Origin of the sequence: Pseudodesulfovibrio sp. 7M6 (assembly GCF_050058625.1) — a bacterium.
In the GTDB taxonomy this organism is placed as follows: domain Bacteria; phylum Desulfobacterota; class Desulfovibrionia; order Desulfovibrionales; family Desulfovibrionaceae; genus Pseudodesulfovibrio; species Pseudodesulfovibrio salinus.
Window position 1 is genome coordinate 1460387 of record NZ_CP188816.1, and the last position, 26929, is coordinate 1487315.

At 54.6% G+C, this 26929-nt stretch carries 22 protein-coding genes; 16 read left to right on the forward strand and 6 right to left on the reverse strand.

Annotation, left to right across the window (positions count from 1 at the left end):
• Nucleotides 1–40: 40 nt before the first annotated feature.
• Complete coding sequence (locus tag ACI0FG_RS06935; RefSeq protein ID WP_419787817.1) at nt 41–1609, reverse strand: histidine kinase N-terminal 7TM domain-containing diguanylate cyclase; 1569 nt, start codon at nt 1607–1609, stop codon at nt 41–43.
• Between the two features lie 519 nt (nt 1610–2128).
• Between ACI0FG_RS06935 and ACI0FG_RS06940 the strand changes: the two genes are divergently transcribed.
• From ACI0FG_RS06940 to rpsT, 9 genes are all read left to right on the forward strand, one after another.
• Complete coding sequence (locus tag ACI0FG_RS06940) at nt 2129–2629, forward strand: chemotaxis protein CheW (protein ID WP_419787818.1); 501 nt, start codon at nt 2129–2131, stop codon at nt 2627–2629.
• 95 nt (nt 2630–2724) lie between these two features.
• Complete coding sequence (gene mfd / locus ACI0FG_RS06945) at nt 2725–6183, forward strand: transcription-repair coupling factor (protein WP_419787819.1); 3459 nt, start codon at nt 2725–2727, stop codon at nt 6181–6183.
• A 31-nt stretch (nt 6184–6214) separates the two neighbouring features.
• Nucleotides 6215–7258: a peptidylprolyl isomerase gene (locus tag ACI0FG_RS06950; RefSeq protein ID WP_419787820.1), complete on the forward strand. Its 1044-nt coding sequence runs from the start codon at nt 6215–6217 to the stop codon at nt 7256–7258.
• A gap of 91 nt (nt 7259–7349) precedes the next feature.
• A complete protein-coding gene (locus tag ACI0FG_RS06955) occupies nt 7350–8288 on the forward strand; it encodes a SurA N-terminal domain-containing protein (protein ID WP_419787821.1) in 939 nt (312 codons plus the stop codon).
• Nucleotides 8289–8316: 28 nt separating this feature from the next.
• On the forward strand, nt 8317–9321 hold the full coding sequence (locus ACI0FG_RS06960; RefSeq protein ID WP_419787822.1) for a helix-turn-helix domain-containing protein: 1005 nt from the start codon (nt 8317–8319) through the stop codon (nt 9319–9321).
• 23 nt (nt 9322–9344) lie between these two features.
• Nucleotides 9345–10103, forward strand: coding sequence for a DNA repair protein RecO (gene recO, locus ACI0FG_RS06965; RefSeq protein WP_419787823.1), 759 nt, complete (start codon nt 9345–9347; stop codon nt 10101–10103).
• Between the two features lie 13 nt (nt 10104–10116).
• Nucleotides 10117–10986, forward strand: coding sequence for a glycine--tRNA ligase subunit alpha (gene glyQ, locus ACI0FG_RS06970; RefSeq protein WP_419787824.1), 870 nt, complete (start codon nt 10117–10119; stop codon nt 10984–10986).
• A gap of 27 nt (nt 10987–11013) precedes the next feature.
• Entirely contained in the window at nt 11014–13125 is a 2112-nt protein-coding gene (gene glyS / locus ACI0FG_RS06975) for a glycine--tRNA ligase subunit beta (protein WP_419787825.1), read from the forward strand.
• A 104-nt stretch (nt 13126–13229) separates the two neighbouring features.
• Nucleotides 13230–13496, forward strand: a complete 267-nt coding sequence (gene rpsT, locus ACI0FG_RS06980; RefSeq protein ID WP_419787826.1) for a 30S ribosomal protein S20 — start codon at nt 13230–13232, stop codon at nt 13494–13496.
• A gap of 71 nt (nt 13497–13567) precedes the next feature.
• Here rpsT and ACI0FG_RS06985 read toward each other — a convergent pair whose 3' ends face one another.
• Nucleotides 13568–14242, reverse strand: coding sequence for a Crp/Fnr family transcriptional regulator (locus ACI0FG_RS06985; RefSeq protein WP_419787827.1), 675 nt, complete (start codon nt 14240–14242; stop codon nt 13568–13570).
• A 102-nt stretch (nt 14243–14344) separates the two neighbouring features.
• On the opposite strand from ACI0FG_RS06985, the gene ACI0FG_RS06990 reads away from it, so the two are divergent.
• The 6 genes from ACI0FG_RS06990 to ACI0FG_RS07015 all read left to right on the forward strand — a co-directional run bounded on the left by ACI0FG_RS06990 (nt 14345) and on the right by ACI0FG_RS07015 (nt 20527).
• Nucleotides 14345–15661, forward strand: a complete 1317-nt coding sequence (locus ACI0FG_RS06990) for a 4Fe-4S binding protein (protein ID WP_419787828.1) — start codon at nt 14345–14347, stop codon at nt 15659–15661.
• Between the two features lie 31 nt (nt 15662–15692).
• The gene (locus ACI0FG_RS06995; RefSeq protein ID WP_419787829.1) at nt 15693–16475 is read left to right on the forward strand and encodes an ATP-binding protein; all 783 of its coding nucleotides are present in this window, start codon (nt 15693–15695) and stop codon (nt 16473–16475) included.
• An 18-nt stretch (nt 16476–16493) separates the two neighbouring features.
• Nucleotides 16494–16811, forward strand: a complete 318-nt coding sequence (locus ACI0FG_RS07000; protein ID WP_419787830.1) for a cupin domain-containing protein — start codon at nt 16494–16496, stop codon at nt 16809–16811.
• A gap of 2 nt (nt 16812–16813) precedes the next feature.
• Nucleotides 16814–17497, forward strand: coding sequence for a nitrite reductase (locus ACI0FG_RS07005; RefSeq protein WP_419787831.1), 684 nt, complete (start codon nt 16814–16816; stop codon nt 17495–17497).
• A 204-nt stretch (nt 17498–17701) separates the two neighbouring features.
• Nucleotides 17702–19069 carry a Trk system potassium transporter TrkA gene (gene trkA / locus ACI0FG_RS07010; RefSeq protein ID WP_419787832.1) on the forward strand — a complete coding sequence of 456 codons (1368 nt, stop codon included), beginning with the start codon at nt 17702–17704 and terminating at the stop codon, nt 19067–19069.
• Entirely contained in the window at nt 19070–20527 is a 1458-nt protein-coding gene (locus tag ACI0FG_RS07015; RefSeq protein WP_419787833.1) for a TrkH family potassium uptake protein, read from the forward strand.
• Nucleotides 20528–21063: 536 nt separating this feature from the next.
• On the opposite strand, the gene nadB is transcribed toward ACI0FG_RS07015, so the two are convergent.
• Genes nadB through nadC form a run of 3 tightly spaced genes read right to left on the reverse strand, consistent with a single transcriptional unit; the run spans nt 21064 to nt 24600 of the window.
• Nucleotides 21064–22653 (reverse strand): L-aspartate oxidase, encoded by a 1590-nt coding sequence (gene nadB / locus ACI0FG_RS07020; protein WP_419787834.1) that lies wholly within the window; start codon nt 22651–22653, stop codon nt 21064–21066.
• Nucleotides 22654–22678: 25 nt separating this feature from the next.
• A complete protein-coding gene (gene nadA / locus ACI0FG_RS07025; RefSeq protein ID WP_419787835.1) occupies nt 22679–23719 on the reverse strand; it encodes a quinolinate synthase NadA in 1041 nt (346 codons plus the stop codon).
• Nucleotides 23720–23733: 14 nt separating this feature from the next.
• Complete coding sequence (gene nadC, locus ACI0FG_RS07030) at nt 23734–24600, reverse strand: carboxylating nicotinate-nucleotide diphosphorylase (protein WP_419787836.1); 867 nt, start codon at nt 24598–24600, stop codon at nt 23734–23736.
• A gap of 160 nt (nt 24601–24760) precedes the next feature.
• Here nadC and mgtE point away from each other — a divergent pair, with 160 nt between their 5' ends.
• A complete protein-coding gene (gene mgtE / locus ACI0FG_RS07035) occupies nt 24761–26095 on the forward strand; it encodes a magnesium transporter (RefSeq protein ID WP_419787837.1) in 1335 nt (444 codons plus the stop codon).
• An 87-nt stretch (nt 26096–26182) separates the two neighbouring features.
• Here mgtE and ACI0FG_RS07040 read toward each other — a convergent pair whose 3' ends face one another.
• Nucleotides 26183–26920, reverse strand: coding sequence for a protein phosphatase CheZ (locus tag ACI0FG_RS07040; RefSeq protein ID WP_419787838.1), 738 nt, complete (start codon nt 26918–26920; stop codon nt 26183–26185).
• Nucleotides 26921–26929 lie beyond the last annotated feature (9 nt).

Consider the following 26929-nt stretch of genomic DNA (forward strand, 5'->3'; position numbering starts at 1 on the left):
TCTCTCAGCGTAAAAATACCCTTGTCAGGTGATCTGGGTGTTATAATTTGATGTATTGAACTTGGTTTCTGCCCAGATTTTTCGATTCGTACAACGCTTTGTCGGACGTTCTCAGCAACAAGGCCAGTAGGTCTTTGCCCGTCGTCCCATTTACGCCATCGGGTACCGAAAGATAAGCTATTCCAATGCTGATGGTGACATTGATCGTATTTTCTTCATACTCGATGTTTTTTGACCTCACTTCATTCAACAACCGTTCGGCCAGCCGCTGCGCACCCGCAAAGTCTGTTTCCGGGAGCAATATGGTGAATTCTTCCCCGCCGTAACGTCCGACTATGTCACTGACTCGAAGAACGCTTTTGAATATTGAAGTGAGGCTTTGCAGCACGAGATCGCCGGCTATATGCCCGAATGTATCGTTGACCTTCTTGAAGTAGTCTATATCGATCAGCATGAAGGGGAGGTTGCCGCCGTACCGGCATACCCTGTTGATCTCTATCAGGCAGGATTCCATGAAAAAACGTCGGCTGTACACCTGGGTCAGTGAATCCAGGGAAGCCAGCTTGTGCAGTCGCTCCATCAGGCTTTTGTTTTCGGTAATGTCGTAGAGAAGAATAGCGAAGCCTATCACATGGCCATATGAGGAAAAGAGCTTGGTCACGGATACGCTGAAGTGAACAGGTTCGCCGTTATGGAGGAACTCGACCTCCATGGTCGTGTCGTCAACTGACTTTATCTTGTCTATGAATCCCTCACGCTTTTCAAGCACATCGTAGGCACTCAATCCGATGGCTTCCGGCGTTAATTCCGGGAGGAGCCTGCTGGCAAAACAGTTGAAGTCCGCAATAGTATAGTTCTTGTCCAGCACAAGCACCGAGGTGTGCATGGTTTCGAACACTTTTGCTCGAGCGATGGGAGCGATGTTGAACATCAGCAGCCTTGTCATGGCCAATGAAAAGACGGGGATGGGGAGTGCCAGATAAAAGGGGGTCATATCAATGCCCTGTGGGCTGATGCCCAACTGTTCCAGAAGATTTCCGCACCATGGGATCAGTGAAGCAAGAAAGATCGCGTTTGCCTGCTTTTGCCGGTAGCCCTTTGACTTGCGTTTCATGGTGTAAAAAAGTGCAACTCCAACAAAACCAAGCAGTTGTGAATAGGCAAACTGTACATAGTACCAAGTCCCCTTTACGACAGATGCAACTGGGAACTGTCCACTTTTATCAATGCCAAATTCTTTATAATAAAAATGATACTGGTTGTTTGTGAACAGGAACCCAATGGTGATAACGGGAACTATGAACAGTGATATGTAAACAGTTTTGCTTTTTATTTTGAATTTATTGTATTCAAATGCGAAAAGGAACCAAAAAACGGATATGAAAGGAATTCCGAGATATTCTATTTTCAGGGCAAAGAAGATATTTTCAGCGGAAGCGCCACACAGCTCCAGCATGTATCCGAGTGAGTATATAAAAACGCTGATCATGAATAAAAGGAATGGGCGGCCACCATCCGATTTATAAATTTTCAGCGAATAATAGATGAGGCTGAGAATCCCTGAACAAGACAGGCATAGAAATAAAACTGCTATGAATCGTATTGTCATATATTATCTCGTGGATCAGGGCGACTGAAAGACCTCGCACGTATATCGATAGCTCGCTTCGCCAGTGTATCAGGAAAACCAGGATATTTTTAGTGTAATCTGGCTGGCAAGGACTTGAAGGCTATTCGAAAATTGTGTGGAGTTTTCCGGTGAGGGGAATATTAGGTCAGTTATCTATATGATTTTATTGGGTGCTGTCTTGATTGGATGAATTTGATGTCGTTTTTTATTCTTCTTGGTCTTTCTTTTTAAGATAGGACCCATATTCAAATTTTGAGGTGCTTTCAAGTCCGAGAGAATGGGGCGTGCTCTTTATTTGATTTCAATATATCATATTGTTATTACTGATTTTTATTAATTAATTATGCTGATCGTGATGGCTTTGATTCTATGATGATATCGCCCGAGGCTGGGGAGGAGTGGAGCCCTTTTACCATTGACAAAGACTGGTCGGATTGACAAATTGAATCTACTGAAAATTACTTTGCATTTACAGGCCGGACCACTCAAGAGGTAGTCATGAGCATTGATATTGAAGATGTTATCGAGCTTGAAGAAAAAGAAGTTGATCAGGAGTTGATCCAACTGGTCACTTTCAGCATCGGCGAAGAGGAGTTCGGGGTTAATATTCTTCAGGTGCAAGAGATCATCCGCACCATGGATATTACCCGTGTTCCCCGCGCACCGGAGTTTGTTGAAGGTGTGATAAATTTGCGCGGCAAGGTCATCCCCATTGTGGACATGCGCAGCCGTTTCGGCTTGGTGCACAAAGAGCACGACAAGTATACCCGTATAATCGTTATCGAGATCGAAACGATCATCGTCGGCTTTGTAGTGGACTCGGTCTCGGAAGTTCTTCGAATTCCTGCTAATTCCGTTCAGCCGCCGCCGCCTGTGGTTGCGGGGATGGATTCCGACTACATCGACGGCGTGGGCAAGCTGGAGGACCGTCTCCTTATCCTGCTCGACCTCGATTCTCTTCTCGACAACGAGGAGAAGGAAGCCCTCACCTCCGTGTAGGACGTGCACTTTATTGATGACAAGCCGCCTTGCTCCCGTTAGGGATAGGGCGGTTTTTTATTTTCAGCCGGGACCGGGAGCGGTTCGTCAGACAAATGCCATCTATTTTTCCCCAGCCCATAACAGATTTCATAAACGGAACGGCCGATACGGTTCGGGTCTTCAAGAGTGGTGCCGCCACACAGTCTTTCGTGGCCAGTGCATTGCTGGCCAAGGGCACAGATGCGGTCGTCATCGTGCCCGGAGCAGCTGAATTCAGGCAGGTGAATGCCTTGCTCGATCTGTTTTCTCCATCCGACCATGACCGTCCCGTATGGGAAAGACAGTGGGTCGCTCTCCCGCCATACCATGCCAGAAAGCCTGATGCTGAAGCCTGGGGAGATCGCTGGGCAGCCCTTTACGCCTTGATTTACGGCCGCCGCCCTATGGGCGTATTGATGACCGTGGACAACCTTTTGCCGTTCTGGCCGGCCCCGGAAGTGCTGCAGGGCAACTGGATTTCCCTGACCCGCAATGAGGAGATGTCGCCGGATATTCTCGTCGAGCAGCTTGTTTCCTGGGGGTATGTCCGGCGCAAGATCGTATCCGGTCCTGGCGACATGGCGGTTCGGGGAGATATCCTGGATATCCATGCCCCAGGGTACGAGTTGCCAGTACGCCTTGAATTCTTTGGTGATACCCTGGATGAAATCCGCCTGTTTGACCCTGCCACCCAACGCTCCAAAACAGGGCTTGAGGAACTCGTGCTGCTGCCGGTTTCTCCCGGGCTGACCACCGAAGCGGAAGCCGAAGCGGCCCGCCGGGTGTGGAAGCATATGCGTTCCACCGGAGAGATGCGTCCTGCTGTGGAGCAGCAACTGCTGGATGGACTGGAGGCTGGTGACGGTTTTGTCTGGCCCGGTCTGTATTATGCCGATCCCGTGGGGCTGGAGGCCTATCTGCCCAAGGACGCAGCCTTTCTGCTTTCCTCCGGTGGAGCGCTTCGGGCCCGACTGGAGGATCAGGATCAGGCATGGCGGGATATGCTGGACGATCAGGAGCGGCAGCAGGGAGTGTTCAGCTCTGTACGGTACTGCATCCGCACCGGGGAAGTGGCTCGTTCCGCCTGGCAGGAAACACGGCAGATCGTTTTTGAGGAACTGACGCTTGGCAGGGAAAAGAATGGTCTTGACCTTCCTGAAACGCCATACAGTGATTTTTCGGATTTATTTTGGAAGCCCGAGGCCTCGCGCCGTCCCTGGTCGGCTCTTATTACCGGCATCAAGGAGTGGGTGCGAACCGGTTTTCAGACGATTCTGAGTTTCCGTTCCGAGCGAAGCCGGTCCAAATTCCTCAAGCTGGCCGAGCAGGAACAATTGCCCATTGCCCTGGAGTACTCGCCACGTGCTTCCGGCCTGTTTGCGTTGGTCAGCCCCTTGCGAAAGGGAATGGAGCTGGGTTGGTGCTCCACGCGCATACTGGGCGAGGAAGTGCTGCAACCGGAACCGCCCAAGACTCGCGAGGACCGGAGCAAGGGATTCGTCGGCCTGGACAAGTATGACGATCTTTCCGAAGGGGATCTGCTGGTCCATCGGGATTACGGCCTGGCCCAGTTCGGCGGTCTGCACCATATGCGGATCGGCGATGCGGCCAATGACTATTTGCTGCTGTTCTTTTCCGGTGAGGATAAGCTGTATCTCCCCGTGGACCGGCTCAAGCTGGTGCAGCGGTTCAAGGGACCGGAGGGCGGTGGCGCGCCATCCCTGGACAAGCTTGGTGGTACGCGCTGGGCCAAGACTACGGCCAGAGTTCGCAAGGCCATTGAGAAGATCGCCCATGAGTTGGTGGAGATGTATGCTTTCCGCCGGGTGGCCAAAGGATATTCCTATGGGCCGCTGGATGAAATGTATGCGGAGTTCGAAGCCACCTTCGGCTTTGAGGAGACGCCGGATCAGGAGCGAGCGGTCAACGATGTCTTCAGCGACATGGAAAAGCCGGAGCCTATGGACCGACTTGTGTGCGGTGATGTCGGCTTCGGAAAGACGGAGGTAGCGTTGCGGGCAGCCTTCCGGGCCGCATTGGAGGGATTTCAGGTGGCTCTCCTGTGTCCGACCACCGTGCTTGCGGAGCAGCATTACCAGACATTTACCAAGCGCATGGAAGGGTTCCCCGTGCGGGTGGGGATGCTCAGTCGGTTTGTTCCTCCCAAACGGCAACGGACGGTCCTTGAGGCCGCAGCTCGTGGTGAGATAGACATCCTTATCGGAACGCACCGCATCCTCTCCAAGGATGTCGAGCTGCCCAACCTCGGTCTTCTCATTCTGGACGAGGAACAGCGTTTCGGCGTCAAACACAAAGAAAAGTTGAAATATTTCAGGCAGAATATTGATGTTCTGACTCTGACTGCCACGCCGATTCCGCGCACTTTGCAACTTTCCCTTTCCGGCATCCGGGGGCTTTCCGTCATCGAGACCCCACCGCGGGACCGCAAGCCGGTTGAGACGGCCATTGCCGAGCGGGACAAAAATGCCCTCAAGGGCATCCTGGAACGGGAGTTGGAGCGCGGCGGACAGGTCTACTGGGTCTACAACCGGGTCAACGGCCTGGAGCGAGTCGCCGAGTTCGTGCGCGAACTGGTGCCGCAGGCAAGGGTCGGCATGGCGCATGGGCAGATGACGGAAAAGATGCTGGAAGAGGCCATGCGGGGTTTCTGGCATGGCGAGATAGATGTACTCGTCTGCACGGCCATTGTCGAATCAGGGCTGGATTTCCCCAACGCCAATACCCTTATTGTGGATCAGGCACAGCTTTTCGGTTTGGGACAGCTCTATCAGTTGCGTGGGCGTGTCGGGCGCAGCCAGCGGCAGGCTTATGCCTATTTTGTTGTGCCCAAGGTGGATGATCTCTCCGAAATTGTCCGTAAACGCTTGCGTATCATTCTGGACATGGATTATCTGGGGGCAGGATTCAAGGTCGCCATGGAGGACTTGCGGTTGCGCGGAGCCGGAAATATTCTGGGTGAAGCGCAGTCGGGCCAGATCGCCAAGGTCGGTCTTGAGCTCTTTCTCGAAATGCTTGAGGAAGAGGTCCGTAGAGTACGTGGCCAGTCTGATGAACGGGCCTCCGAACCGGAACTCAATTTTGTTTTCGAGGCACACATTCCCAGCGGCTACATTCCGGATGCAAGAGAGCGGCTTCGCTACTACCGTGCGCTGTCCTCAGCCGGAGATGATCGGACTCTGACGGAGCTGGAAGCCGAGATCCGGGACCGTTTCGGACAGATGTCGGATCCGGTGGACAATTTTATCGGTCTCTTGCGGTTGAAGCAGACTCTTTCGCGGCTGCATGTCTCCCGTGCGGAGTTATATCCCGGTCGTGCCGTCCTTACATGGACGGATCAGGCCATGCCGATTGATCCTGCACGGCTTATCGATTGGATAGGCCAGCGGTCGGATAGGGCGCGCATGATTCCACCGGCCAAATTGGAATTGCGTTATGGCAGGGATGACTCCCTGCGGCTGGCCCTGGAGGATGCGGCTGTCGAGTTGGACGCCATGCTCGACATTGCCTCCTAAATAACGCGTGAATCGTGATCAGAGAGCTTTCATGATTAAAAAATCGTTCGTCTGTCTGTTGCTGTTGCTGTTGGTCGGGTGTTCCGGCAATGCCGATGATATAGGCATTGTCGCCCGTGTGAATGGGGCACCGATCTATCTTTCGCAGTTGGAATTCCAGTATGACCAGTCGCAGTCGGACTCGGTCATGGCCGTCCCGAGCGTGGAAAAGCTCAAGGCCGAGTACGGCGACATCCTGACGGAACTCATTGTACAGGAACTGGTTGTTCAGGAATTGAAACGTCAGGAGATCAGCGTGAGCGAACACGATTTGCTCAAGGCCGAAGAGGAAGTCCGGGCCGATTACCCGGAAGGTGCCTTCGACCAGATGCTGATCGAGGAGTGCATCGACCTCAAGGCCTGGCGTCTTCAGTTGCGCAATTATCTGGCAATGAAGAAGTTTTATCATCTGGTACTCCGGCCGCAGATCAAAATCGATTATAAGGAAGCGCAGGAATATTATCGGGAGCACATTTCCGACTTTTACCTGCCGGAAAGCTTGCGGGTACTGGTGGTCCGTGGACCCAGCAGGGAAATTGTCGAGAGGGCGGTGAAGAAGTATCTGACCGAGAAGGATCAGGTGAACCTGGCTACCGTGTTCGGCGAAGTGGAGACCCGTGAGGTGGTGGTTCGGGAAAGCAGGCTCTCCGCAGCGTGGAAGAGTGCCCTTGCCGGATTGCAGCCCGGCCAGTCGAGCGGTGTACAGACCGACCGGTTCGGGTTTGAGGCGTTGGTGCTTCAGGAGCGCAGCCCGGCCAAGGTTTTGGCTCCGGCCCAGGCATATCCCCTGGTGGAAAAGGCCTTGCTGGAGAGCAAGCTGCAGGATGCCTTTGCCAAGTGGCTGACCCAGGCGCTTGCTTCGGCCAAGATAACCGAGACAAGCCATCTTTTGCCGTCGCCCAATGCGGATGTGGAGGAGTTGGACCCGGAAGAGTCCGAACATCTTTCCACCATAGAACCGAAGGAAGAACAGGTTCAGGAACCGACGGTACTCCCGTTGGATGTTCCGGATGATGCCAACGGCACCGGTATCTAAACTTGTGCACTCGTTGCATCATTTTCATAAAGAGACTAAAGTCCGCCAAATCAGTGAGAGATTCCCTCATGGGGGAACCAAGGAGTATTTAGTGCTGCATCGTTTTCGTTTTGTTGTCTGTTTGGCTCTGGTGCTGATGCCGCTTTCCGCACATGCTGCGGAGGTGGTGCTCGACCGGATCTTGGTCAAGATCAATGACGACATCATAACTCAGTACGATCTGGATCAGGAAATCAAGCCGATTCTGGATCAGGTCAAGGGCAAAACCTTGTCGGAGACTCAGAAGAAGCAGCTTGCGGATCTTCGCAAGCAGGCGCTTGAGAAGATGGTCAACGACAAGCTGATGGTGCAGGAGATCAAAAAGTACAATATCGAAATTCCCGACAAGGCGGTTGATGATGAGATCAACCGGATAAAGCAGGAACGGCAAATGAATGATGATCAGTTTGCCGAGCAGGTCAAGAAAGATGGCCTTTCCATGCAGGAGTTTCGGGATCGGGTTAAATCAATGCTCGAAAAGCAGGAGTTGCTGGGCTACATGGTCCACAGTAAGGTGCTGGTGACGGACTCCGAGATTCAGAAGGATTACGAGGAACACCGAAACGACTATCTCCTTGAAAAAATGGTTGAATTGGGTATCATCCTCCTGCCGCCCGATGTTTCGGCCGTTGAGGTCAAGAAGCGGATTGAGGACGGTGAAATGACTTTTGCCGAGGCGGCTGCCAAATACAGTGTCGGTCCCGGCAAGGACAAGGGCGGGTCCATCGGTGAGATGGACTGGGGCGACCTTGCAGAGGATTGGAAACAGTCCATAGATGGCGTTCCTGCCGGTGGCGTTGGAACGCCGCTCAAGGTTCAGGGCAAGGATGCACTCCTTTCTCCTATCAAGATTGTTGAGGATAGGCTTGTGCCTCTGGAGGACGTCAAGGATCAGATTTCTGAAAAGTTGTTGCAGGCAAAAAGGCAAACCATCTTTAACGAGTATTTTGAGAAATTGAAGCAAAGCTCAGTTATTGAGTATATGGAATAGCGTGTAACCTTCCGAGTGGGGTAGCATAATGGATTTCGAAGAAATAGGAACGATCCTGCGAAACGAGCGGGAGCGACAGGGACTCTCCATCGAAGTGGTAATGGATGCCACCAAGATCAGTAAAAGCAATATATTGGCGATTGAAAACGGCGACAAAACAGGGCTGCCGCATCCTGTATATGCCAAGGGGTTTGTCAAAAGCTATGCGCGGTATCTCGGCCTGGATGCCGAGGAATTGAGCATGGTGGTTGATCGTGAGTATAAAGATCATACCAATATGCCCAGGGAACATGGCTATGAGGTTGCTCCCCTGGCGGAGAGAGCCTTTCAGGATCATGACGGGGGAGAAGGGCGTAAGCGCAGAAGCGGGTTGCCGATTTTCTTCCTTATTATCATCCTCGCGGCAGTGGCCGGCGGTGCCTTCCTTTTGACACAGAAAAAGGAATCTACCCCGGTCGCACCGGCTGCAACTTCCGAAAAGACGGAGGCTCCGGCCACGATTCCTCCCGCTTCCGAAGTTTCGCCGGGAGCCATAGTCGATCAAAACGATCAGGCTGGCGAAACGCCTTCGGCTGTTGAGGAAGGCAGCAGTAAGGAGAAGACTCCGGACGGTGCTGCCACAGAGCCCAAGGCGGAAACACCTCCATCGCCGCCGCCTGCCAAGACGGCGGCCAAACCAAAAGCGGATGCGGCTGAAAAGGCCGCTGATGCCGTAGCGTTTGGTAAAAATGCCGAGGATTCCTCCAAGACGGCTGTCGAAGAGGAGCAGGAAAAACAGAAGTACGAGCATATCCTCGTTATACGGGCTGTGACGGCCAAGGGCTGTTGGGTCGGTGTATGGAAAAACGACGAGGTACAGATGGCTCGGGACTTTGTTTTGAAAAATGGCGAGCCCTTGCGGCTCATGTTCAATTATCCGCGACGGATTCGAATTGGAAATGTGGCTGGCGTGACCGTTACATATAATGGTGCACCTTATGAACTGGATCCGGCCAAGGGTAATATTCAGACGCTGACCTTCGGCGCGGAGTAGACACCTATCCAGGGGAGTGTACCGTGACTACCACGGAAAAGGCCCTGGTGCTCAAGGTCGGGTGTTTTAAGGAAGCGGACTGCTGGGTCCGGTTACTCACCCCGTCTCGGGGCATTTTTAATGGATTCGCCTTTGGCGGACTCCGAAGCAGACGCCGCTTTGTCGGCTGTCTTGATCCTCTAAGCCTCGTACTCTTCACCATCGGCTCCGGCAAGCGGAGCGATTACATCATTCTTGAAGAGGGCTCCCTTCTTAGTAATTTTTCCGGCATTCGGAGCGACTCGTGCCGGACCGGCATGGCCGTGAACTGTGTGAAGTTCGTGGAATCTGTGGGCTTTGACCCCGGCGACGCTCAACCTGTCTATGACCTGTTGTTGGAGACCCTGGACATGTTGGACAGCGGCGAGGGCAGTCCTGATTTCGTGCCTTGGCTTTTCCGGGCCAAGCTTGCCTTCCTTCTCGGCTTTCAGCCCGATTTTCTTTCCTGCGGTCGTTGTGGCGAATCCGTGAAGGCGGAAACCGGATATCGTTTTGTGATTGAACGCGGCCATGTGGTCTGTCCGACTTGTCTTTCCGGCGGGAAACCGTTAGAGGGACTTGCTCACCCTCTCTCCAGCGGGGCTTTGCGCGCTTTGGACTGGGTGCAGCATAGCCGTCCCGCCCACTGGGCATCCGTCTCCATGGACGCCGACGTCCGGCGGCAAGTGAGCCGCCTCATCGAGCTGTTTGTCGCCTACCACCTGGGGCTTTCCTGGGAAAACGGCGTTTTTAAAAAGGTATGATTCGGAGTCATTGATGAATTTTCAAGATGTAATACTCAAGTTACAGGCCTTCTGGGCCGACTACGGCTGCGCCATTGTCCAGCCCATGGACATAGAAACCGGAGCGGGTACTTTCAACCCTTCGACCTTTTTCCGGGTCATTGGTCCCGAACCGTGGAAGACCGCCTATGTGGAGCCTTCCCGCCGCCCGACCGACGGCCGATATGGTGAGAACCCCAACAGGCTTCAGCACTATTACCAATTTCAGGTTATTCTCAAGCCGTCGCCCGACAATGTCCAGGAGCTCTATCTGCAGAGCTTGGCCACCCTTGGAATCGACACTGCCGAACATGACATTCGTTTTGTCGAGGATGACTGGGAGTCTCCCACACTGGGAGCCTGGGGACTAGGCTGGGAGGTCTGGCTCAATGGTATGGAAGTTACCCAGTTTACGTATTTCCAGCAGGTTGGCGGGATCGATCTGAAACCCGTATCCGTGGAAATTACCTACGGTTTGGAACGTATTTCCATGTACTTGCAGGAGAAAGAATCGGTCTACGACCTTCAGTGGAGCGATACCATCACCTACGGGGATGTTTTCCACGAGAACGAAGTGGAAATGTCCAAATACAACTTTGAACTGTCCGATTCGGACATGCTCTTCGACCTCTTCAACAAGTTTGAGGCCGAGTGCCTGCGCCTTTGCGAAGAGCGGTTGCCGTACCCTGCGTATGATTGCTGTCTCAAATGTTCCCATTCCTTCAATATGCTGGACGCGCGCGCTGCCATTTCCATTACCGAACGAGCTACTTATATCGGCCGGGTTCGCAACCTTGCTTCCCGGATCGCCCGACTCGTAGCGGAACAGCGCGAGGAAATGGGCTATCCGTTGCTGAAGAAATAAGACCGTACAAATAGAAGAGTTATAGAAATGGCCGAATTCATTCTGGAGATCGGAACAGAGGAAATGCCCGCCCGCTTCGTGCCCAAGTTGGCCGAAGAACTGAAGGCGGCGTTCGCCGACCTGCTCACCGGAGCCATGGTCGAGAACGGCGGGGTGGATACCTATGCCACGCCGCGCCGTATCGTCGCCCATGTGGCGGAGATGGCGGAAAACCAACGCAAGCAGGAAGAGACCGTTACCGGACCTCCGGTGCGCATCGCCTATGATGCGGACGGCAACTTGACCAAGGCTGGCGATGGCTTTGCCAAGACGCAGGGGGTTGCTCCCGAAGCATTGTTTACCCTGACCACTGGCAAGGGTGAGTACCTTGCGGCTAAAAAGACCGTGGGTGGCGGGAAAAGTATCGATATCCTCCCTGCCTTGTGCGTCAAGGCCGTGGAGTCGCTCTCTTTTCCCAAGAAAATGCATTGGGGTGATTATGAGTTTACCTTCGGTCGTCCCATCCGCTGGCTGCTGTGCCTGCTTGGGGATGCCGTGGTTGAATTCTCCATTGAGAACCTGATCGCCGGGCGTGAAACCCGGGGACACCGTGTGATGGGGCCCGGCCCGTTTTCCGTGGCCGATGCGAGCACCTATTTCGGTATTGTCCGGGATCAGTGCAAGGTCGTCATAGACCCTGAAGAGCGCAAGAAGACCATCGTGGACGAAGGCAACCGACTGGCTGCGGCCCTTGGCGGCGAGATCGTCTGGGAGCAGGGGCTGCTGGATGAAGTTGCCAACCTTGTGGAATTTCCCCGTCCTCTTATCGGAGACATTGATCCCCGTTATCTGGAACTGCCGCGAGAAGTCCTGCTGACCTCCATGCAGTCGCATCAAAAGAGTTTTGGTGTACAGGGAGCGGACGGGAAGCTGTTGCCGCATTTCCTGACCACCTTGAATCTGGAGCCCAAAGAGATTGCTTTGGTCAAGAAAGGGTGGGAGCGGGTGCTCAAGGCCCGGTTGGAAGATGCCAGGTTCTTCTGGGAAGCGGATTGCAAGATCGATTTCAAGGTCTGGCTGGACAAGCTGGAAAATGTCGTTTTTCTCGGCCCCTTGGGGTCGGTCGGCGACAAGTCCCGGCGCATAGAGGCCCTGTGTGGACGCCTCGCCGAAGCGCTGGGTGAGTCCAAGTCCATTTTGCCGGGCGAGATCGAGAAATATGCCATGGCAGGTCGCCTTTCCAAGGCTGATCTTGTTTCGGAGATGGTTATCGAGTTTGACTCGCTTCAGGGAAAGATGGGTGGTATTTACGCCGAACGTGCCGGAAAGGGCGAGATTGTCTCGCGCGGCATATACGAGCAGTATCTGCCTGCGGGCCCGGATTCTCCGGTGCCGTCCAGCTTGGCCGGTGCGCTGGTCTCTGTGGCGGACAAGGCCGATACCCTGGCCGGTTGTTTCGGGCTGGGCAAAAAGCCTACCGGGGCCAACGATCCCTATGCCCTGCGGCGTTGCGCGCTCGGTATAGCCAGAATCATCATGGAGCATGATCTGTCTTTGAGTCTGAGCAGTTTGCTCGTCCAGGCCCGCAAGGCCTATGCGGACGGCATCAAGTGGAAGCTTGGCGCGGACGAGGGACAGGATATGTTGCTGGAATTCTTTGCCCAGCGTCTGCGTGCGCTGTTCACCGGGCAGGGATTTGAGACCCGAGTGGTCGATGCTGCCTTGGGGGCCGGATTCGATGATATCCGTACTCTGAAGGCGCGACTGGAAGCATTGGCTTCCTTTAGCGGCGAGTCTGATTTTGAACAGGCGGTGTTGACCTTCAAGCGGGCTGCGAACATCATCCGCAAGCAGGGCGACGAGGCCGGACAGGCTCTGACCGGAAGCTATGATCCGGAACTCTTCGACGGCGATCACGAGACCGCCTTTGGAGCCAAGCTGGAAGAGATGGCACCTCGCTTTGACGATCTGTGGGAGCAGGGCGACTTTGCCGGTCTCTTCGGTCTGTTACGAGAACTTCGTCCCAGCGTGGACGGCTTTTTCGACAATGTCATGGTTATGTGCGATGATGCCGATGTTCGGCTGAATCGTCTCAATTTGCTTAAGGCTTTGGTGGACCGTTTGGGCCGTCTTGCCGATTTTAACGCCCTTCAGGTTTAAAAAGACTTGACATATAAGGGAGAGTCCATATAAAAGGCACTCCCTTCACGGGAATAAAAGCAAAAATTTCGTTCGATACGATAAAAAGATCAGGAGTTATTACCTTGGCCAATCACAAATCCGCCCTGAAAAGGCACCGTCAGAGCTTGAAGCGTCGCGCCCGTAACCGCATCTCCAAGACCCGCATCAAGAACACCGTCAAGGCTGTTCGTATTGCCATTGAGGAGAACGATTCCGTCAAGGCCGTGGAGGCTCTCAAGGCTGCTACGTCCGTACTGGACAAGGCTGCCAGCAAAAACATCATCCACGCCCGTCAGGCTCAGCGCCGCGTCGCTCGCCTTCAGGCTGCCATCAACAAGATCGAGGCCTAAGTCTCGTTCCGCTGCTATTTTAGTAGCCCGCCACACTTCCTGTGTGGCGGGCTTTTTGCGTTGCGCCATGGTCAGCGGCCTTCGTCGGCCAGTTCCTGAAGTCCTTCCGGGGAAAGAATGGTAATCTCCTTGCCCCGCAATTCGATCAGTCCTTCCTCGGAGAAACGTTTGAAAATGCGGGAGAGAGTCTCTTGTATTGTACCGAGATAGAAGGCGATCTGTCCCTTGGGCAGGTCCAGATTGAAGGTGTCCGTTCCGTGTGACGAGCGGAGCAGGAGAAGGTAGGCAGCCACGCGGGTAGGGGTTTCCTTCAATGTCAGGTCATCCACCTTGTTGACCAGCGTCCTGAGCCGTCCCGAGAGCAGAGCCATCATTTTGAGGGCCATATCCGGATCACTTCCGATCATATCGCGGAAGTCTCGACGGGGAATGAACAGGGTCTCGCTCTCCTCCAATGTCTGTGCCGAGGCAGGGAAGGTCGTACCCTGAAAAACGGCAACCTCTCCGAAGAGTTCCCCCGGGCCGAAAATGTGCAGGATATGCTCCTTGCCCGAGGGTGAGTTGCGGAAGACTTTGACCCGGCCTGAGAGTACGGCAAACAGTCCGCTTGCTTCGCTTTCGGATTCGAAAAGAAGGGTGTCTTTCGTGGATGTCCGTACCACGGCTATTTCGGCCAGCCTGTCCCATTGATTCTCGGCAAGGCCTTTGAAAAAATTGATGGTCTTGATGCCTTCCAGTGCGTTCATGCTCAGTTAATCCTTATCCTTGTCATTTTTTTTGCTTCGTTTGATTTAAGTCATGGCTTGGCAGAGGTGAAAAGTCCAGTCTGAGGCCACGGAGAATGAACGATGCGATACGTGACGTCGACACTTACCATCTTGGCCCTGCTGCTGGCGGGCGCACATTCGCTGCGAGGCGGGGAGCAGGGGCTTGCCTGTGCTCTTTTGCTGCTTGCCTGCCTGGTGTTCACCCGTCGCGCATGGGTACGCCCGGTAGTAGCGGTCACGTTGATCTGGTTTACCTGGATATGGGCTGACTCCTCAGTGCATTTCCTTCGTTTCCGTATGGAGTTGGAGCAGCCCTGGGAGAGGTTGGCTCTCATCATGGGCGGAGTGATGGCTGTGAACGTATCGTCCTTGGTTTTTCTTGGAAGTGAATCGGCGCGAAGGTATTTCTCCAGGGATACGATCCGTGGTACCGGCCGGGCCTCAGTTTTTCTTCTGACAGCGGCAGGTTTGGCCGTTGCTCGCGCAAAGGTCCCTTTTCCCGTTTTGTTGGCAGACCGCTATTTCCCGGCCTGGGGCTGGATGGAGGTACTGCTTCTGGCTCTTTACGCCCAGTGGATTTTCGGGGTGTCGGTTCAGCCTCAGGGGCATCGAGCCGTGCGGCCGCGCATCTGGGGCTTGTTTTCCCTTGTCTTCTTTGGGCAACTCGCACTGGGACTCTTCGGCATGGAGAACATGCTGATGACCGGCAAGTTGCATCTGCCTGTTCCGGCCCTCATTGCCGCTGGGCCGGTGTTTCGTGGCGGAGGCTATTTTATGCCCATCCTGTTCGGAGTCACGCTTCTGCTGGTAGGGCCTGCTTGGTGTAGTCACCTGTGCTATATCGGAGCCTGGGACGATGTCATGAGTCGATCCCGGAAGCGGTCCCATTCTTATACGCGTTTCAGAATATTGAGTACTGTCGGAAGAGGGGGGATTTTGATCTTCTGCCTCGGCGCTGCATGGCTTTTGCGTATGCATGGGGCCTCGGCATCCACGGCGATCCTTTGCGCCGCTGTTTTCGGTTTGCTCGGAGTGGGCGTCATGGTGTCCGTTTCCAGACGTACAGGCATAATGGCTCACTGCACCACCTATTGCCCCATGGGGGTGATCGCGGTGGTGCTTGGCAAGCTCTCCCCCTGGAGAATCCGCATCAGCGACGGCTGTACGCAATGTGGCGTGTGTATTCCCCACTGCCGCTACAATGCCTTGGATGAGGACAGGGTGGCTGAGGGAAGCCCCGCATTGAGCTGTACGCTTTGCGGCGATTGTGTCGGGAGTTGTCCCCATGGGCGGATCGGATACCGTTTTCCCGGTTTGCATACGGACATGGCAAGAACAATTTTCCTGGTATTGGTCATCAGCCTGCACGCCATATTTCTCGGTGTGGCAAGGATATGAATTGAACCCCAAAAAAAGAGAGGGAAGCGATATGGTCAAGAGGAAGATGATTACCATTGATGAAGAGCTGTGCAACGGCTGCGGGCAGTGTGTTCCCGCCTGCGAGGAAGGCGCACTGGCCATAGTGGACGGCAAGGCTCGTCTGGTGAAGGAAGTCTACTGTGATGGCCTTGGAGCCTGCCTTGGCGACTGCCCGACGGGTGCGCTGAAGGTAGAGGTGCGCGAGGCGGAGGATTTCGATCCCGAGGCAGTTCGCGCCAATCTTTCTGCTCAGGGCCGTTCGGTGCCGGACCATATGCCGGACCCGGCCAGCCTCCGTATGGAAGGCGCACGGCCGAAGGGTGGTTGTCCAGGAGCGGCCTTGCAGAACCTGACGCCTTGCAATCAGGCGAATATTCCGCAGAGCCAGGCCCCGCAGGCTGGATCTTTTACCGGCTCCGCACTTGGTCACTGGCCTGTGCAGTTGCGGCTAGTTCCGCCGACAGCGCCGTTCCTCAAGGGCGCGGACCTGTTGCTGACTGCGGACTGTGTTCCGGTGGCCCTTCCTGGTTACCATGGTCAATTCGTGCCGGGCCGTGTCGTGCTCATGGGGTGTCCGAAGTTCGACAATCAATCGGAATATATCGAGAAGCTTGCGGAAATTATTGCGCACAACGATCTCAAGTCCATTACCGTTATGGAGATGGAAGTGCCGTGCTGCGCGTCCATGACGGCTATTCTGCGCCAGGCCTTTGAGCGCGCGGGAAGCAAGGTGAATACGATTCGGGTCACCGTTGCCCGCAATGGCGCAATCCTTGGTATGGAACCTCTTTAACCGAGCGAGGAAGTCGATATGAAGAAGATAGAATTGTTCAAGGAAAACGGCTTCAAGGATAATACGTTTTCCAATTTCTTCGTCCATGAGTCCGAGTACATGAAGGTCATCAATTTCAACTTCAAGGCTGGTCAGGAACTGCCGGTGCACGCCCATGACCTGGAAGGGGAATTGACCATAGCCATTCTGGAAGGACAGGGCGAGTTTGTCGGTCGGGATGGAGCTTCCATGCCGGCCATGCCGGGGGATGTGCTTGTCTCGGCCATTGCGGAACCACACGGTGTCAGGGCAATAACCGACCTGAGGGTTCTGGTAACCATAACCCCACCTATCTGATTATGAAAGACACTACGCTTATGGAAGACATGCCCAAGGGCGCTCTGGCCCAGATTGGAGAAGGACTCTATTCTGTTACCCCACGGATGCCCCTTGGGCAGATTACTCCCGAGCAGCTGAATATCATCAATTCCGTGGTTCAGGATTTCAATCTGTCCGGCGTGCGTGTCACTGCCGGACAGCGGCTCAAGCTCCAGGGAATTCCGCAGGATCAGGTATGTGCGGTCATCGACCGCCTCGGTCCTGTGGGTGAGTTTTGTCATTATTATGTTCAGTCCTGTCCCGGTTCAACGACCTGCCGGATGGGGATGCGCGATTCCATGGCCATGGGGGAACGTCTGGAGACGTTTTTGAACGGCGTTCACCTGCCTTGCAAACTCAAGGCGGGGGTCTCCGGGTGCTCCATGTGTTGCTCGGAAAGTTATGTGCGCGATATCGGCCTGGTCGGACGCAAGAACGGCTGGACTATCGTTTTTGGCGGCAATGCCGGGAAACGGGTCCGCAAGGGGGATATCCTGGCTGAAAACGCTTCGGACGAGGAGTCGCTGCAACTTATCTCGTGTGTGCTGGATTTCTACTCCCAAGAGGGCAAGACAAAGGAGCGTACGGCCCGTTTTGTCGAAAGGGTGGGGATGGAGGCTATCCGCGAAGCGGTTTTCGGAACCGGGAGATTGGATAAAAAGTGAAATCGTGTAACATTTTGCAATGATGAAAATTATGCCCTCAAGGAAGTCCTTGAGGGCATAATTTGTTTCACGGGCTGGCGTCGCTATGTCTTGTCCGCATGATCCCTGCCGAGATGGTTCCGTAGTCTGGGAATGTTGCACAGCGTGCGAAAGATGGGTACAAGTGCAGTGTTGCATATCGTATCAATCTCGCGGAGTTGTAATTTGCGCATTATCATTATTGGAGCCGGTGAAGTCGGCTTTCATATCGCCCAACGATTGGCTGTGGAAAACAAGGAAGTAGTGGTCATCGACAAGAGTTCGGAGGCTCTGCGTAAGGTTGCGGAGACTTCGGACGTGCAGACCATTCAGGGCGCGGGCAGCAGCCCGGAGATATTGGAGGATGCCGGGATTGCCCAGGCCGACATTCTGCTTGCGGTCACGGATAGCGACGAAATCAATCTCATCGCCTGTGTCTTTGCCAACCTGTTGAATCCGAGAATTACCAAGCTCGCCCGTATTCGAGCCGGGATATACACCAACTACAAGCACCTTCTGACCGGAGATGACGTCGGCATCACCAAAATCATCAATCCGGATGAGGAAGTGGTCAATTCCATCCTTCGGCTCATGAGTGTGCCTGGAGCAGTGGAAATCAATGAATTTGCAGGGGGAAAGATTCGCCTTATCGGGATGAATCTGCCACCGGAAAGCCCGGCAGTCGGGGTGCGGCTCATGGAATTGAGAGACCGCATCGGGCATGACCTTGGACTGGTTATCGCCGCCCTGGTGCGAGATGACAAACTGATTATCCCTAGCGGCATGGACCGCATCCGCGAGGGCGACGTGGTGTATTTTGCCTGCGACATCAAAGAGCAGGAAGAAATCCTGCGGCGACTCGGCGTCCATGTGGAGCCGGTGCGAGAAGTCATGATCGTCGGGGGCGGCAACATAGGCTACAAGCTGGCCAAGGCGTTGGACAGCAAAGCCTATCATACCAGGATATTGGAAAGTCGGCAGAAACGGTGCGAGTTTCTTTCCGAGCGATTGGATCGGCCCATCGTCCTCATGGGAGATGCTACGGATCAGGAAATTCTACGCGAGGAAAACGTTCACGATATGGACATGGTCATCGCGGTAACCGGCGATGAAGAGACCAATATCCTGACCTGTCTGCTGGCCAAGAGTCTGGGAGCAAGACGGACCATCACCCGGGTCAACAACTTCGGGTACATGCCGCTCATCGAACCCATTGGAATCGATTACCTTGTCTGCCCGCGACTCTCGGCCATCAATTCGCTTCTGCACTACATTCGTCGCGGTCGCATCATCTCGTCGGTGAGCATCAAGGGGGAGGAGGCCGAGGCCTTGGAAGCTATCGCGCTTCGGGATTCGCCCATTGTGGGCAAGGCCATAAAGGACCTGAACTTTCCGCGCGGCAGTCTGGCGCTTTGTTTCCAGCGTGGCGACGAGGTTGTCATTCCGCGAGGTGATACCGTCATTGAGCCGGACGACAGGTTGCTCATCATTTCCACACGACAGAATATTCCAAAGGTTGAGAAGGTGCTGACCACCAAGGTGGAGTTCTTTTAGATGCGCTGGCGTTATGTTCTGCACATCATAGGTGCGCTGGTTGCCTGCGTGGGCATGACCATGGTTTTCGCTCTGGGCTGGGGGCTTTGGTATGGGGATGGCACAGCTGAGCCGCTGGCCCTTTCCATGGTGATATCCGTTGCCTTCGGCGCGGTCATGTTCTTTGGTTTTCGAGATCCCTCCTTTCGCAAAACGCCCATGACCCACCGTGAGGGGATGGCTATTGTCGCCCTGGGATGGTTTGCAGCCGGTGTGGCCGGAGGATTGCCGTTCTATCTGGGCGGGACGTTCCATACCGTGGTGGACTGCGTGTTCGAGTCGCTTTCCGGTTTCAGCACTACGGGGTCTTCTGTGCTGGATAACATTGAGGCCGTGCCGCGTGGGATACTTTTTTGGCGCAGTCTGACCCACTGGTTGGGCGGTATGGGCATCATCGTATTTTCTCTGGCCATTCTGCCATTCCTCGGAGTGGGCGGAATGCAGCTCTATAAAGCGGAAGTGCCAGGGCCGGCACCGGACAAGCTCAAGCCGCGCATCAAGGATACGGCCGTGACTTTGTGGAAGGTCTATGTCCTTTTCAGCGCCATAGAAACCGTCTTGCTCATGTTCGGCGGCATGGACCTGTTTGAGGCGCTCTGCCATACCTTCGGCACCATGGCTACCGGTGGTTTCTCCACACGAAATGCTTCCGTCGCAGCCTTTCATAGCTCGTATATAGACTATGTCATCACCATTTTCATGCTAATCGCGGGCGTGAATTTTTCACTGCATTACCTGCTGCTTAAATGGCGTCCTTCGGCCCTGCTGCGTGATCCGGAATTTCGCACGTTTGCATGTATGTATCTCGTCTTCGTGGTCGTCATCGTTGTGGCCGTATATTTGGACGGTGAATACCAAACAGTGGCGGATTCGGTACGCTATACCTCATTTCAGGTCGCATCCATTCTGACCACTACCGGCTTTGCCACGGCAGACTATGAGGTCTGGCCCGGCATTGCCCAGGCCATTCTCCTGTTCTGCATGTTCGTGGGCGGTTGTGCCGGATCCACGGGCGGCGGCATGAAGGTTATGCGCATCATGCTGGTCGTCAAGCATTCGTATCAGGAGCTGTTCCGTCTCATTCATCCGCGCTCGGTCAGCCGGGTCAAGATGGGCAAGACCGTGGTCCAGGATGACGTTCTGCGAGGTGTGTGGGGATTCTTTGTCCTGTGGCTTGGGCTGCTTGTGCTTGCCGCTTTCATTGTTGCCGGGGCAGGGGTGGATGTTGTGACATCCTTTGCCGCCTCGCTGGCTTGCATAGGCAATATTGGCCCTGGAATCGGCATGGTCGGTCCGACCGAAAACTTTGCTTGGCTACCAGCCACTGCCAAGTGGGCCCTGACCTTCTGCATGGTCCTTGGACGGCTTGAGATCTACACGGTCATTATTCTTTTTGTCCCCGAATTCTGGCGTAAATAGCTGTCGTTTTTCCTCGTTTTAAATCAAGCCCGTTGAGATGGACTCTAGAGCGATTTAGATAAAGTCTAGACTCACTGGTAATCTATTGGAATCAGCTCGTTTTTTATCTGGATATTTTTTAGACTTTATCCAGAGTCGTTGCAGCCCAAGGACTAACCTGAAAAACTAAGGGGTTTCGACTAACTGTCTGGAAACATGAAGATTGGATCAGGTTAGAGAAGAGAGACATGTTGTCATCGGGAAAGCAGTCCCTCTAATGAGATAAATCCAGGGAATTTGGAAGAAAATTGAGGGCAACGGCAGGGCAGATTGGGAACCTGGGTCTTGTGAGTTTATACGCAAATAAAGTCAGCTGTAAGAGCATCAATTTTTGACAGGGTCGAGCTATTGGCGCGGGAGTCTTTGATAAGGCTGGACCTTGCAGCAGAGTGAGTTTCTAGTCGTTGGTAGCCCCCTTGGATTTTTGGATAGCCGCCATGAAAAAGGCCCCCGGAGTCGGGGGCCTTTATATGGGCAAATGAGGGAGACTGGGGGAGTTAGTCCACTCGATAGTGGCACCCTTTGGTCTCCTTGTTGCGGAGAGCTGCCAGGGTGATGATATAAGCGGCCTGTGAGCCATGGAACAGATCGATGATCGGCTTACAGATCGCCGTTTCCTTGTAGAAGTCCTGCAAATCCTTGGTCAGCTTCCGCAAGTCGGTAAAGGCGCGTTTCAGGCGGGCACTGGTACGTGATACGCCGACATAATTCCACATGGTGTTGCGGATATTGGCCCAGTCCTGGGAAATGAGGGCCGGATCGTCGTTGTGCTTGTCTCCGCCACTAACCCAGTCGGGGATACTATCTCGGAGTTTGCGGCTCAAGTCCGCGCTGCGTGCGGCCCTGGCGGCGATATCCTTGCCCGTGGTGTAACCCCAGAGCATTCCCTCCAGCAGCGAGGTGCTGGCCAGACGGTTGGCTCCGTGCAGGCCGGTACAGCTGCATTCTCCGGCCGCATAGAGTCTGTCGAGAGTCGTCCGGCCCCGTGTGTCCACGAGGATACCGCCGCAGAAATAATGAGCGGCAGGTACAACAGGCACCAGATCCTTGTGCATATCAACGCCGATGGTTTGACAGTACTCGTAAATGGTCGGGAACCGTTTTGCCACATCCTGCTTCACGCGGGAAACATCCAGGTACACGCAGTCGTCTCCGGAATGGAGCATTTCGTCCATGATGGCCCGTGTGACGATATCGCGAGGGGCCAGATCCGCACGAGGGTCATAGCGCTTCATGAAAGCGTTGCCCTTGGAGTCAACCAGGACCGCGCCTTCTCCGCGTACTGCCTCGGAGACGAGGAAACGGCGTTCGCCGCGCTTGGCACCACCGAACAGGGCTGTGGGGTGGAACTGTACATATTCGCAGTTCATGAGCCTGGCTCCGGCGCGGGAGGCCATGACCAGACCGGACCCGATGGAGCCGGGGGTATTGGTGGTATGCAGATATATCTGGCCGATGCCGCCGGTCGCCAAGAGGGTGAACTTGGAAAGGATGGTCTCCACCTTGTTCAGTTCCTGGTTGTAGACATAGGCACCGATGCACTCGTTGGAGAGGCTGTACTTGAAATCAAGATGACTGGCGTGGTGCTGAGTGGTCAGCAGGTCAATGGCCGTCCGCTGCGTCATCACCCGGATATTGGGATGCTTGAGCACTTCAGCTGAGAGCACGTCTATGATGTTCTGGCCGGTATGGTCGTCACAGTAGAGAATTCGCGCCAGAGAGTGGCCGCCTTCCCGGGTCAGATACCAATCTCCGGGGTCCCTCTGGTTGAAGGGAATGCGGTATCGTTCAAGGAAAACATCCTTGAGGACTTCGGGCCCCTTGCTAGCCAGAAAACGGACGGCGCGGGCATAGTTGTGTTTCCAGCCCGCTGTCATGATGTCTTTTTCCAGAATGCGCGGATCGTCGTTTTCATTGCGATAGACGATTCCGCCCTGGGCCAGCTTGGTGTTGCCGCTGGTCAGGGTTTCCCCAGCCGTAATGAGGATGACGTCGAGATTTTCCTCGGCAAGGGTCAGGGCCGCCAGAGAGCCGGCGATGCCACAGCCGATGACCAGGGCGTCACATTGCTGTCGAAATGTGTTCATGGAAATGGCCTATCACCAAGCGGGATCAGGCGCAAACCTCAAGCATGCGTTCCAGCGCTTTTTTGGCAGACTGCTTGACCTCTTCGGGCACGGAAACCGGTTTTGCCGTTTCGAGATGCAACAGCAGGTCGGCCAGGTTTTCCTCGGTGATTTTGCCCATGTCATCGCACAGGCTGACGGCCAAAGGCTTGATCGTTTTCGCGCCTGCGTAACGGGCGGCCAATCGGTTGACCAGGTTGGCCTCTGTCCCCACAAAGATCGTGGACCCCTCAGGGGCTTGATCCACGTATTTGATGAGGAAGGTGGTCGAGCCGTCGCCGTCTGCTTCCTTGACCACCGCCGGGTCGCATTCCGGGTGGACGACGACTTTGGCGGCGGGGTCCTGCTTGCGCAAGGCGCGAATGGACTCGGGGCCGAAGGTCTCATGAATGGGACAGTAGCCAGGCCACAGGATCAGCCTTTTCCCTTTAGCCAAGGCAGGGTCAATGCTCAGGGCTGGGGAGCCGTCGATGACATCACGGGGCAGAAGGAGTCTGTCCTCTGTGGGAATGTTCAGGAAATTTGCCGTGTTGTTTCCAAGATGCTGATCGGGAAGGAACAGAACGGCGTCGCCCTGCGACAATGCCCATTCAAGCATTTTGCGCGCATTGGCGGAGGTGCAGACGGAGCCTTCGAATCGGCCGACAACCCCTTTCACCGCTGCCGAGGAGTTTACGTAGGTCAGCGGGATGATTTTGCGCCCGTCTTTTTGGAGGATATTGAGCGTTTCCTCCACGCGCCCGGCCTCGGCCATATCAGCCATGGGGCAGGATGCATTGGTGTCCGGGATGTGGATTTTTTGTTCCGGGCGTCCCAGAATGGCGGCGGATTCGGCCATGAAGAAGACGCCGCAAAATACGATATATTCGGCGTCAAGTTCGCCGATCTTGCGGGAGAGCTCCAGGGAATCTCCCTGTATGTCGGTGTGGGCAATGACCGCGTCGGACTGGTAGTGATGTCCGAGGATGACGAGGCGGTCGTCCATTACCTTACGGATTCTATCGATGGTTTCCTTGGCGTTTTCCACAATGTTCCTTCTTATTATAAGGGGATGAATTGCAAGGAGAAATCAGAAGAAGCAGCCGAGTGTGTCAGACGTCCTACCGAGATGAAGTCCGCACCTAATTCCGCGTAGGAGCGGATGTTCTCCAAGGTGACGTTGCCGCTGATTTCGGTCTCGATGGATTCGGGTATGATGGACAGCGCTTCCTTGATGGCCTCGTGGTCCATGTTGTCCAGCATGATCCGTTGAATATCGGATTTGGACGCCTCTTCCACTTCCTCGCGGTTGCGGCATTCCACCTCTATGGGCGGGCAGGGGGAGTGCGCCAGCTTCAGAGCTGCCACAGCTTCGGTGATGGAACCGGCCCGGTCGATATGATTGTCCTTGAGCATCAGCATATCCGAAAGTGTCAGGCGGTGGTTGTGTCCACCTCCTGCCAGTACGGCATACTTCTCGGGAAAACGCAAACCCGGCAGCGTCTTTCTGGTGTCGAGAAGGCGTGTCTTGGTGCCGGCCAGTTCTGCAACATAGCGGGCGGTCAGGTTGGCTATTCCGGAGAGATGACAGAGGAAATTGAGCATGACACGCTCGGCCTTGAGCAACTGACGGGCAGGGCCTTGCAGGGCAGCCACCATGGTGCCGGGCGAGACTTTGTCACCATCGTCCACATTAAGATGGCATTGGCTGTCGTTGCCGCCGAACTCCAAGACAAGAGGGAGAATGGGCAGGCCCGCCACGATAGTTTCCTGTTTGGCCGTAATGACGGCCTGGGCCATGTCACTTTCCTCAAAGAGGCCGTCCGATGTGAGGTCTGCGCCGTCCTCGGCCAGAGCAATTCGGATTGTTGCCAGGAGAAACATGCGGGCTTCTGCCCGAAAAAAATCATCGAAAGTTGTGCTGGGCATGGTTGCAACCCCGTTTTAATTCCTATGGTTGATGCCAAGTATAGCACCTGTGCCGTTTCGTCAAGCAACGGTCAGTTGATGAAATATTTCACAATAATATAACATGGGAAAACCCCTAATTCTTTGACCTGAGAGGGGATTTGAGCTAGGAATTCTCTCCATGAAGACGAATGAGGATTTCCGCGAACAGCCACCTGCAGAGCCGGATGAGTTTACCGCAGCCGACCTGGAAGCACAGCACCCGGCCGATGCTGCCGAGGCCATCGAAGGCCTCGATATCCCGGATCAGGTAAAGTTCATAAAACAGCTTCCCATCAAGGACGCTGCGGAGTCCATTGCGGAGATGGAGCCATATGACCAGCAGGCTCTGGTCAAGCAGCTCAACCAGGGGCTAGCAGCGCGTATTGTGGAGCAGATGTCTCCGGACGACGCGACGGACTTGCTGGAAGGGCTTGATGCCGAACTTCGCCACGCTCTTCTGATTCGCGTGCCTGCCGAGGAGCGGGCCGAGCTCAAGACGCTGCTCACCTTTGATCCCGACACGGCCGGTGGTGTCATGAACACCGAGGTCGTCATTCTGGACCAGGATGTTACCCCGGATCAGGCAATCGCGGTTATCCGCCAGGAGATCGAGGATAAGGAAGTTCCTTACTACGCCTACCTGACCGACAACAAGGATCGTCTCACAGGTGTTGTTTCCCTGCGCGACTTGTTGCTTGCGAAGCGGGGCATAGCGGTCAAGGAATTGATCAAGGAACAGAACCTCATCACTGTCGGCTACAACGTGGACAAGGAAGAGGTCGCCCATCTCATCGCCCGATACAACCTGTTGGCGTTGCCTGTCCTTGATTTCGGCAACCGGCTGCTCGGTGTGGTCACTGTTGATGATGTCATCGACATCATTCATGAAGAGGCCAGCGAGGACATGCAGACCATGGTCGGTGCGGGTGCGGACGAAAGTACGGATTCCCCCGTCTCCTTTTCGGTTCGCAAGCGACTTCCCTGGCTCATTATCAACGTCCTTTTTTCCGCCATTTCCGCTTGGGTGGTTCACCTTTTCGAAGGCAACATTGCTTCCATGGCTGTGCTGGCAGTGCTTATGCCCATTGTTGCAAACCAGGCTGGCAATACCGGCCAGCAGGCTCTGGCTGTGATGATTCGGCAGTTGGCCATGGAGCGTTTTGACCGCAAGAGGGCCTGGGTTGCAGTCTTGCGTGAGCTGCGTATCGGCTTGATCAACGGCGTCATTATTTCAACGTTGGTGTTCTGCGTTGTTTCAATCGTCTCGCACAAGTTCATACTGGCCGGAGTGATGGGCATTGCCCTTGGAGTGGATATGGTGCTTGGAGCATTCGCCGGTGCGGCGATACCGCTGCTGCTCAAGGAGCTGGGACGTGACCCGGCACAAGCCTCCAGCATCTTCCTGACGACCATTACAGACTCGATGGGCTTCTTCTTCCTCCTGGGACTGGCTGGCCTGATCCTGCTTGCCTAGCAGAAACGGAAGAGACTTCTTAGATAGAAAAAAAGGCGCTCCGGAATGTTTCCGGAGCGCCTTTTTTTTGGATGAAAGAATGTCTGTCTAGTCGAGCCCAAGCGAGGCGAGGAGATCGTCCACGTCGTTCTGGTTGGCCTCTTCAGTGGGGCCCATCAATTTTGATGTGGCCTGTTCCTTGGCGTCTTCGGTCAGAGAGTCGATATCCCGATCGGGTTCCTGCTCACGCTGGCGGATCATCAGGCCGGTTGAGAGCATGACCTCGCGTACGATTTTTTCGACCTGGCGAATGGAGTTGATGATAATTTTGATGCGCTGGCCTGTGAGATCCTGAAAACTCAGGGTGACCATGATAGAGGAGAGCTCATCTCCCAGGGTGTTATTGATATTCTTGAGTTCCTGGCGGGATTTTTTGGTGACGCCACCGGACTCAAACCCCTTGACGATATTGGCAACCGAGACCTGGAGTTCCTGCAGGCGTTCAACGATCTCGATGATATCGACAGCAGCTTTTTCCGTAGTACGCAGTACGGCGTCCAATTGATCCGAGGTGTCGTTGAACAAATCCTCGGGATTGATTTCCGACTCTATGCACTGGATTTTCCGTCCGCCCTTGGCCGCTTTGACTTCCTGATAAATCTGCTTGAGTCCCTCTTGGAGGTCGTCATTCACACGGCGGTAGAACTCACCCTCCAACAGGGATTTTGAAAGGCTTTTGGCCACTTCCTGTTCGACGGCTCTTGTGATGGATTCCTTCAGGTTCTCCACCAGCTGTTCAGATACGTGCTCCATCATCTGTCGGATGAGTTCTTCATTCGGAGGCATTCAAATACT

What these genes read in the sequence shown, in the direction of transcription:
- ACI0FG_RS06935 (WP_419787817.1), bottom strand. Translation starts at nt 1,609, where the DNA reads ATGACAATACGATTCATAGCAGTTTTATTTCTATGCCTGTCTTGTTCA.
- ACI0FG_RS06940 (WP_419787818.1), top strand. Translation starts at nt 2,129, where the DNA reads ATGAGCATTGATATTGAAGATGTTATCGAGCTTGAAGAAAAAGAAGTT.
- mfd (WP_419787819.1), top strand. Translation starts at nt 2,725, where the DNA reads ATGCCATCTATTTTTCCCCAGCCCATAACAGATTTCATAAACGGAACG.
- ACI0FG_RS06950 (WP_419787820.1), top strand. Translation starts at nt 6,215, where the DNA reads ATGATTAAAAAATCGTTCGTCTGTCTGTTGCTGTTGCTGTTGGTCGGG.
- ACI0FG_RS06960 (WP_419787822.1), top strand. Translation starts at nt 8,317, where the DNA reads ATGGATTTCGAAGAAATAGGAACGATCCTGCGAAACGAGCGGGAGCGA.
- glyQ (WP_419787824.1), top strand. Translation starts at nt 10,117, where the DNA reads ATGAATTTTCAAGATGTAATACTCAAGTTACAGGCCTTCTGGGCCGAC.
- glyS (WP_419787825.1), top strand. Translation starts at nt 11,014, where the DNA reads ATGGCCGAATTCATTCTGGAGATCGGAACAGAGGAAATGCCCGCCCGC.
- ACI0FG_RS06985 (WP_419787827.1), bottom strand. Translation starts at nt 14,242, where the DNA reads ATGAACGCACTGGAAGGCATCAAGACCATCAATTTTTTCAAAGGCCTT.
- ACI0FG_RS06990 (WP_419787828.1), top strand. Translation starts at nt 14,345, where the DNA reads ATGCGATACGTGACGTCGACACTTACCATCTTGGCCCTGCTGCTGGCG.
- ACI0FG_RS06995 (WP_419787829.1), top strand. Translation starts at nt 15,693, where the DNA reads ATGGTCAAGAGGAAGATGATTACCATTGATGAAGAGCTGTGCAACGGC.
- ACI0FG_RS07000 (WP_419787830.1), top strand. Translation starts at nt 16,494, where the DNA reads ATGAAGAAGATAGAATTGTTCAAGGAAAACGGCTTCAAGGATAATACG.
- ACI0FG_RS07005 (WP_419787831.1), top strand. Translation starts at nt 16,814, where the DNA reads ATGAAAGACACTACGCTTATGGAAGACATGCCCAAGGGCGCTCTGGCC.
- ACI0FG_RS07015 (WP_419787833.1), top strand. Translation starts at nt 19,070, where the DNA reads ATGCGCTGGCGTTATGTTCTGCACATCATAGGTGCGCTGGTTGCCTGC.
- nadB (WP_419787834.1), bottom strand. Translation starts at nt 22,653, where the DNA reads ATGAACACATTTCGACAGCAATGTGACGCCCTGGTCATCGGCTGTGGC.
- nadC (WP_419787836.1), bottom strand. Translation starts at nt 24,600, where the DNA reads ATGCCCAGCACAACTTTCGATGATTTTTTTCGGGCAGAAGCCCGCATG.
- mgtE (WP_419787837.1), top strand. Translation starts at nt 24,761, where the DNA reads ATGAAGACGAATGAGGATTTCCGCGAACAGCCACCTGCAGAGCCGGAT.
- ACI0FG_RS07040 (WP_419787838.1), bottom strand. Translation starts at nt 26,920, where the DNA reads ATGCCTCCGAATGAAGAACTCATCCGACAGATGATGGAGCACGTATCT.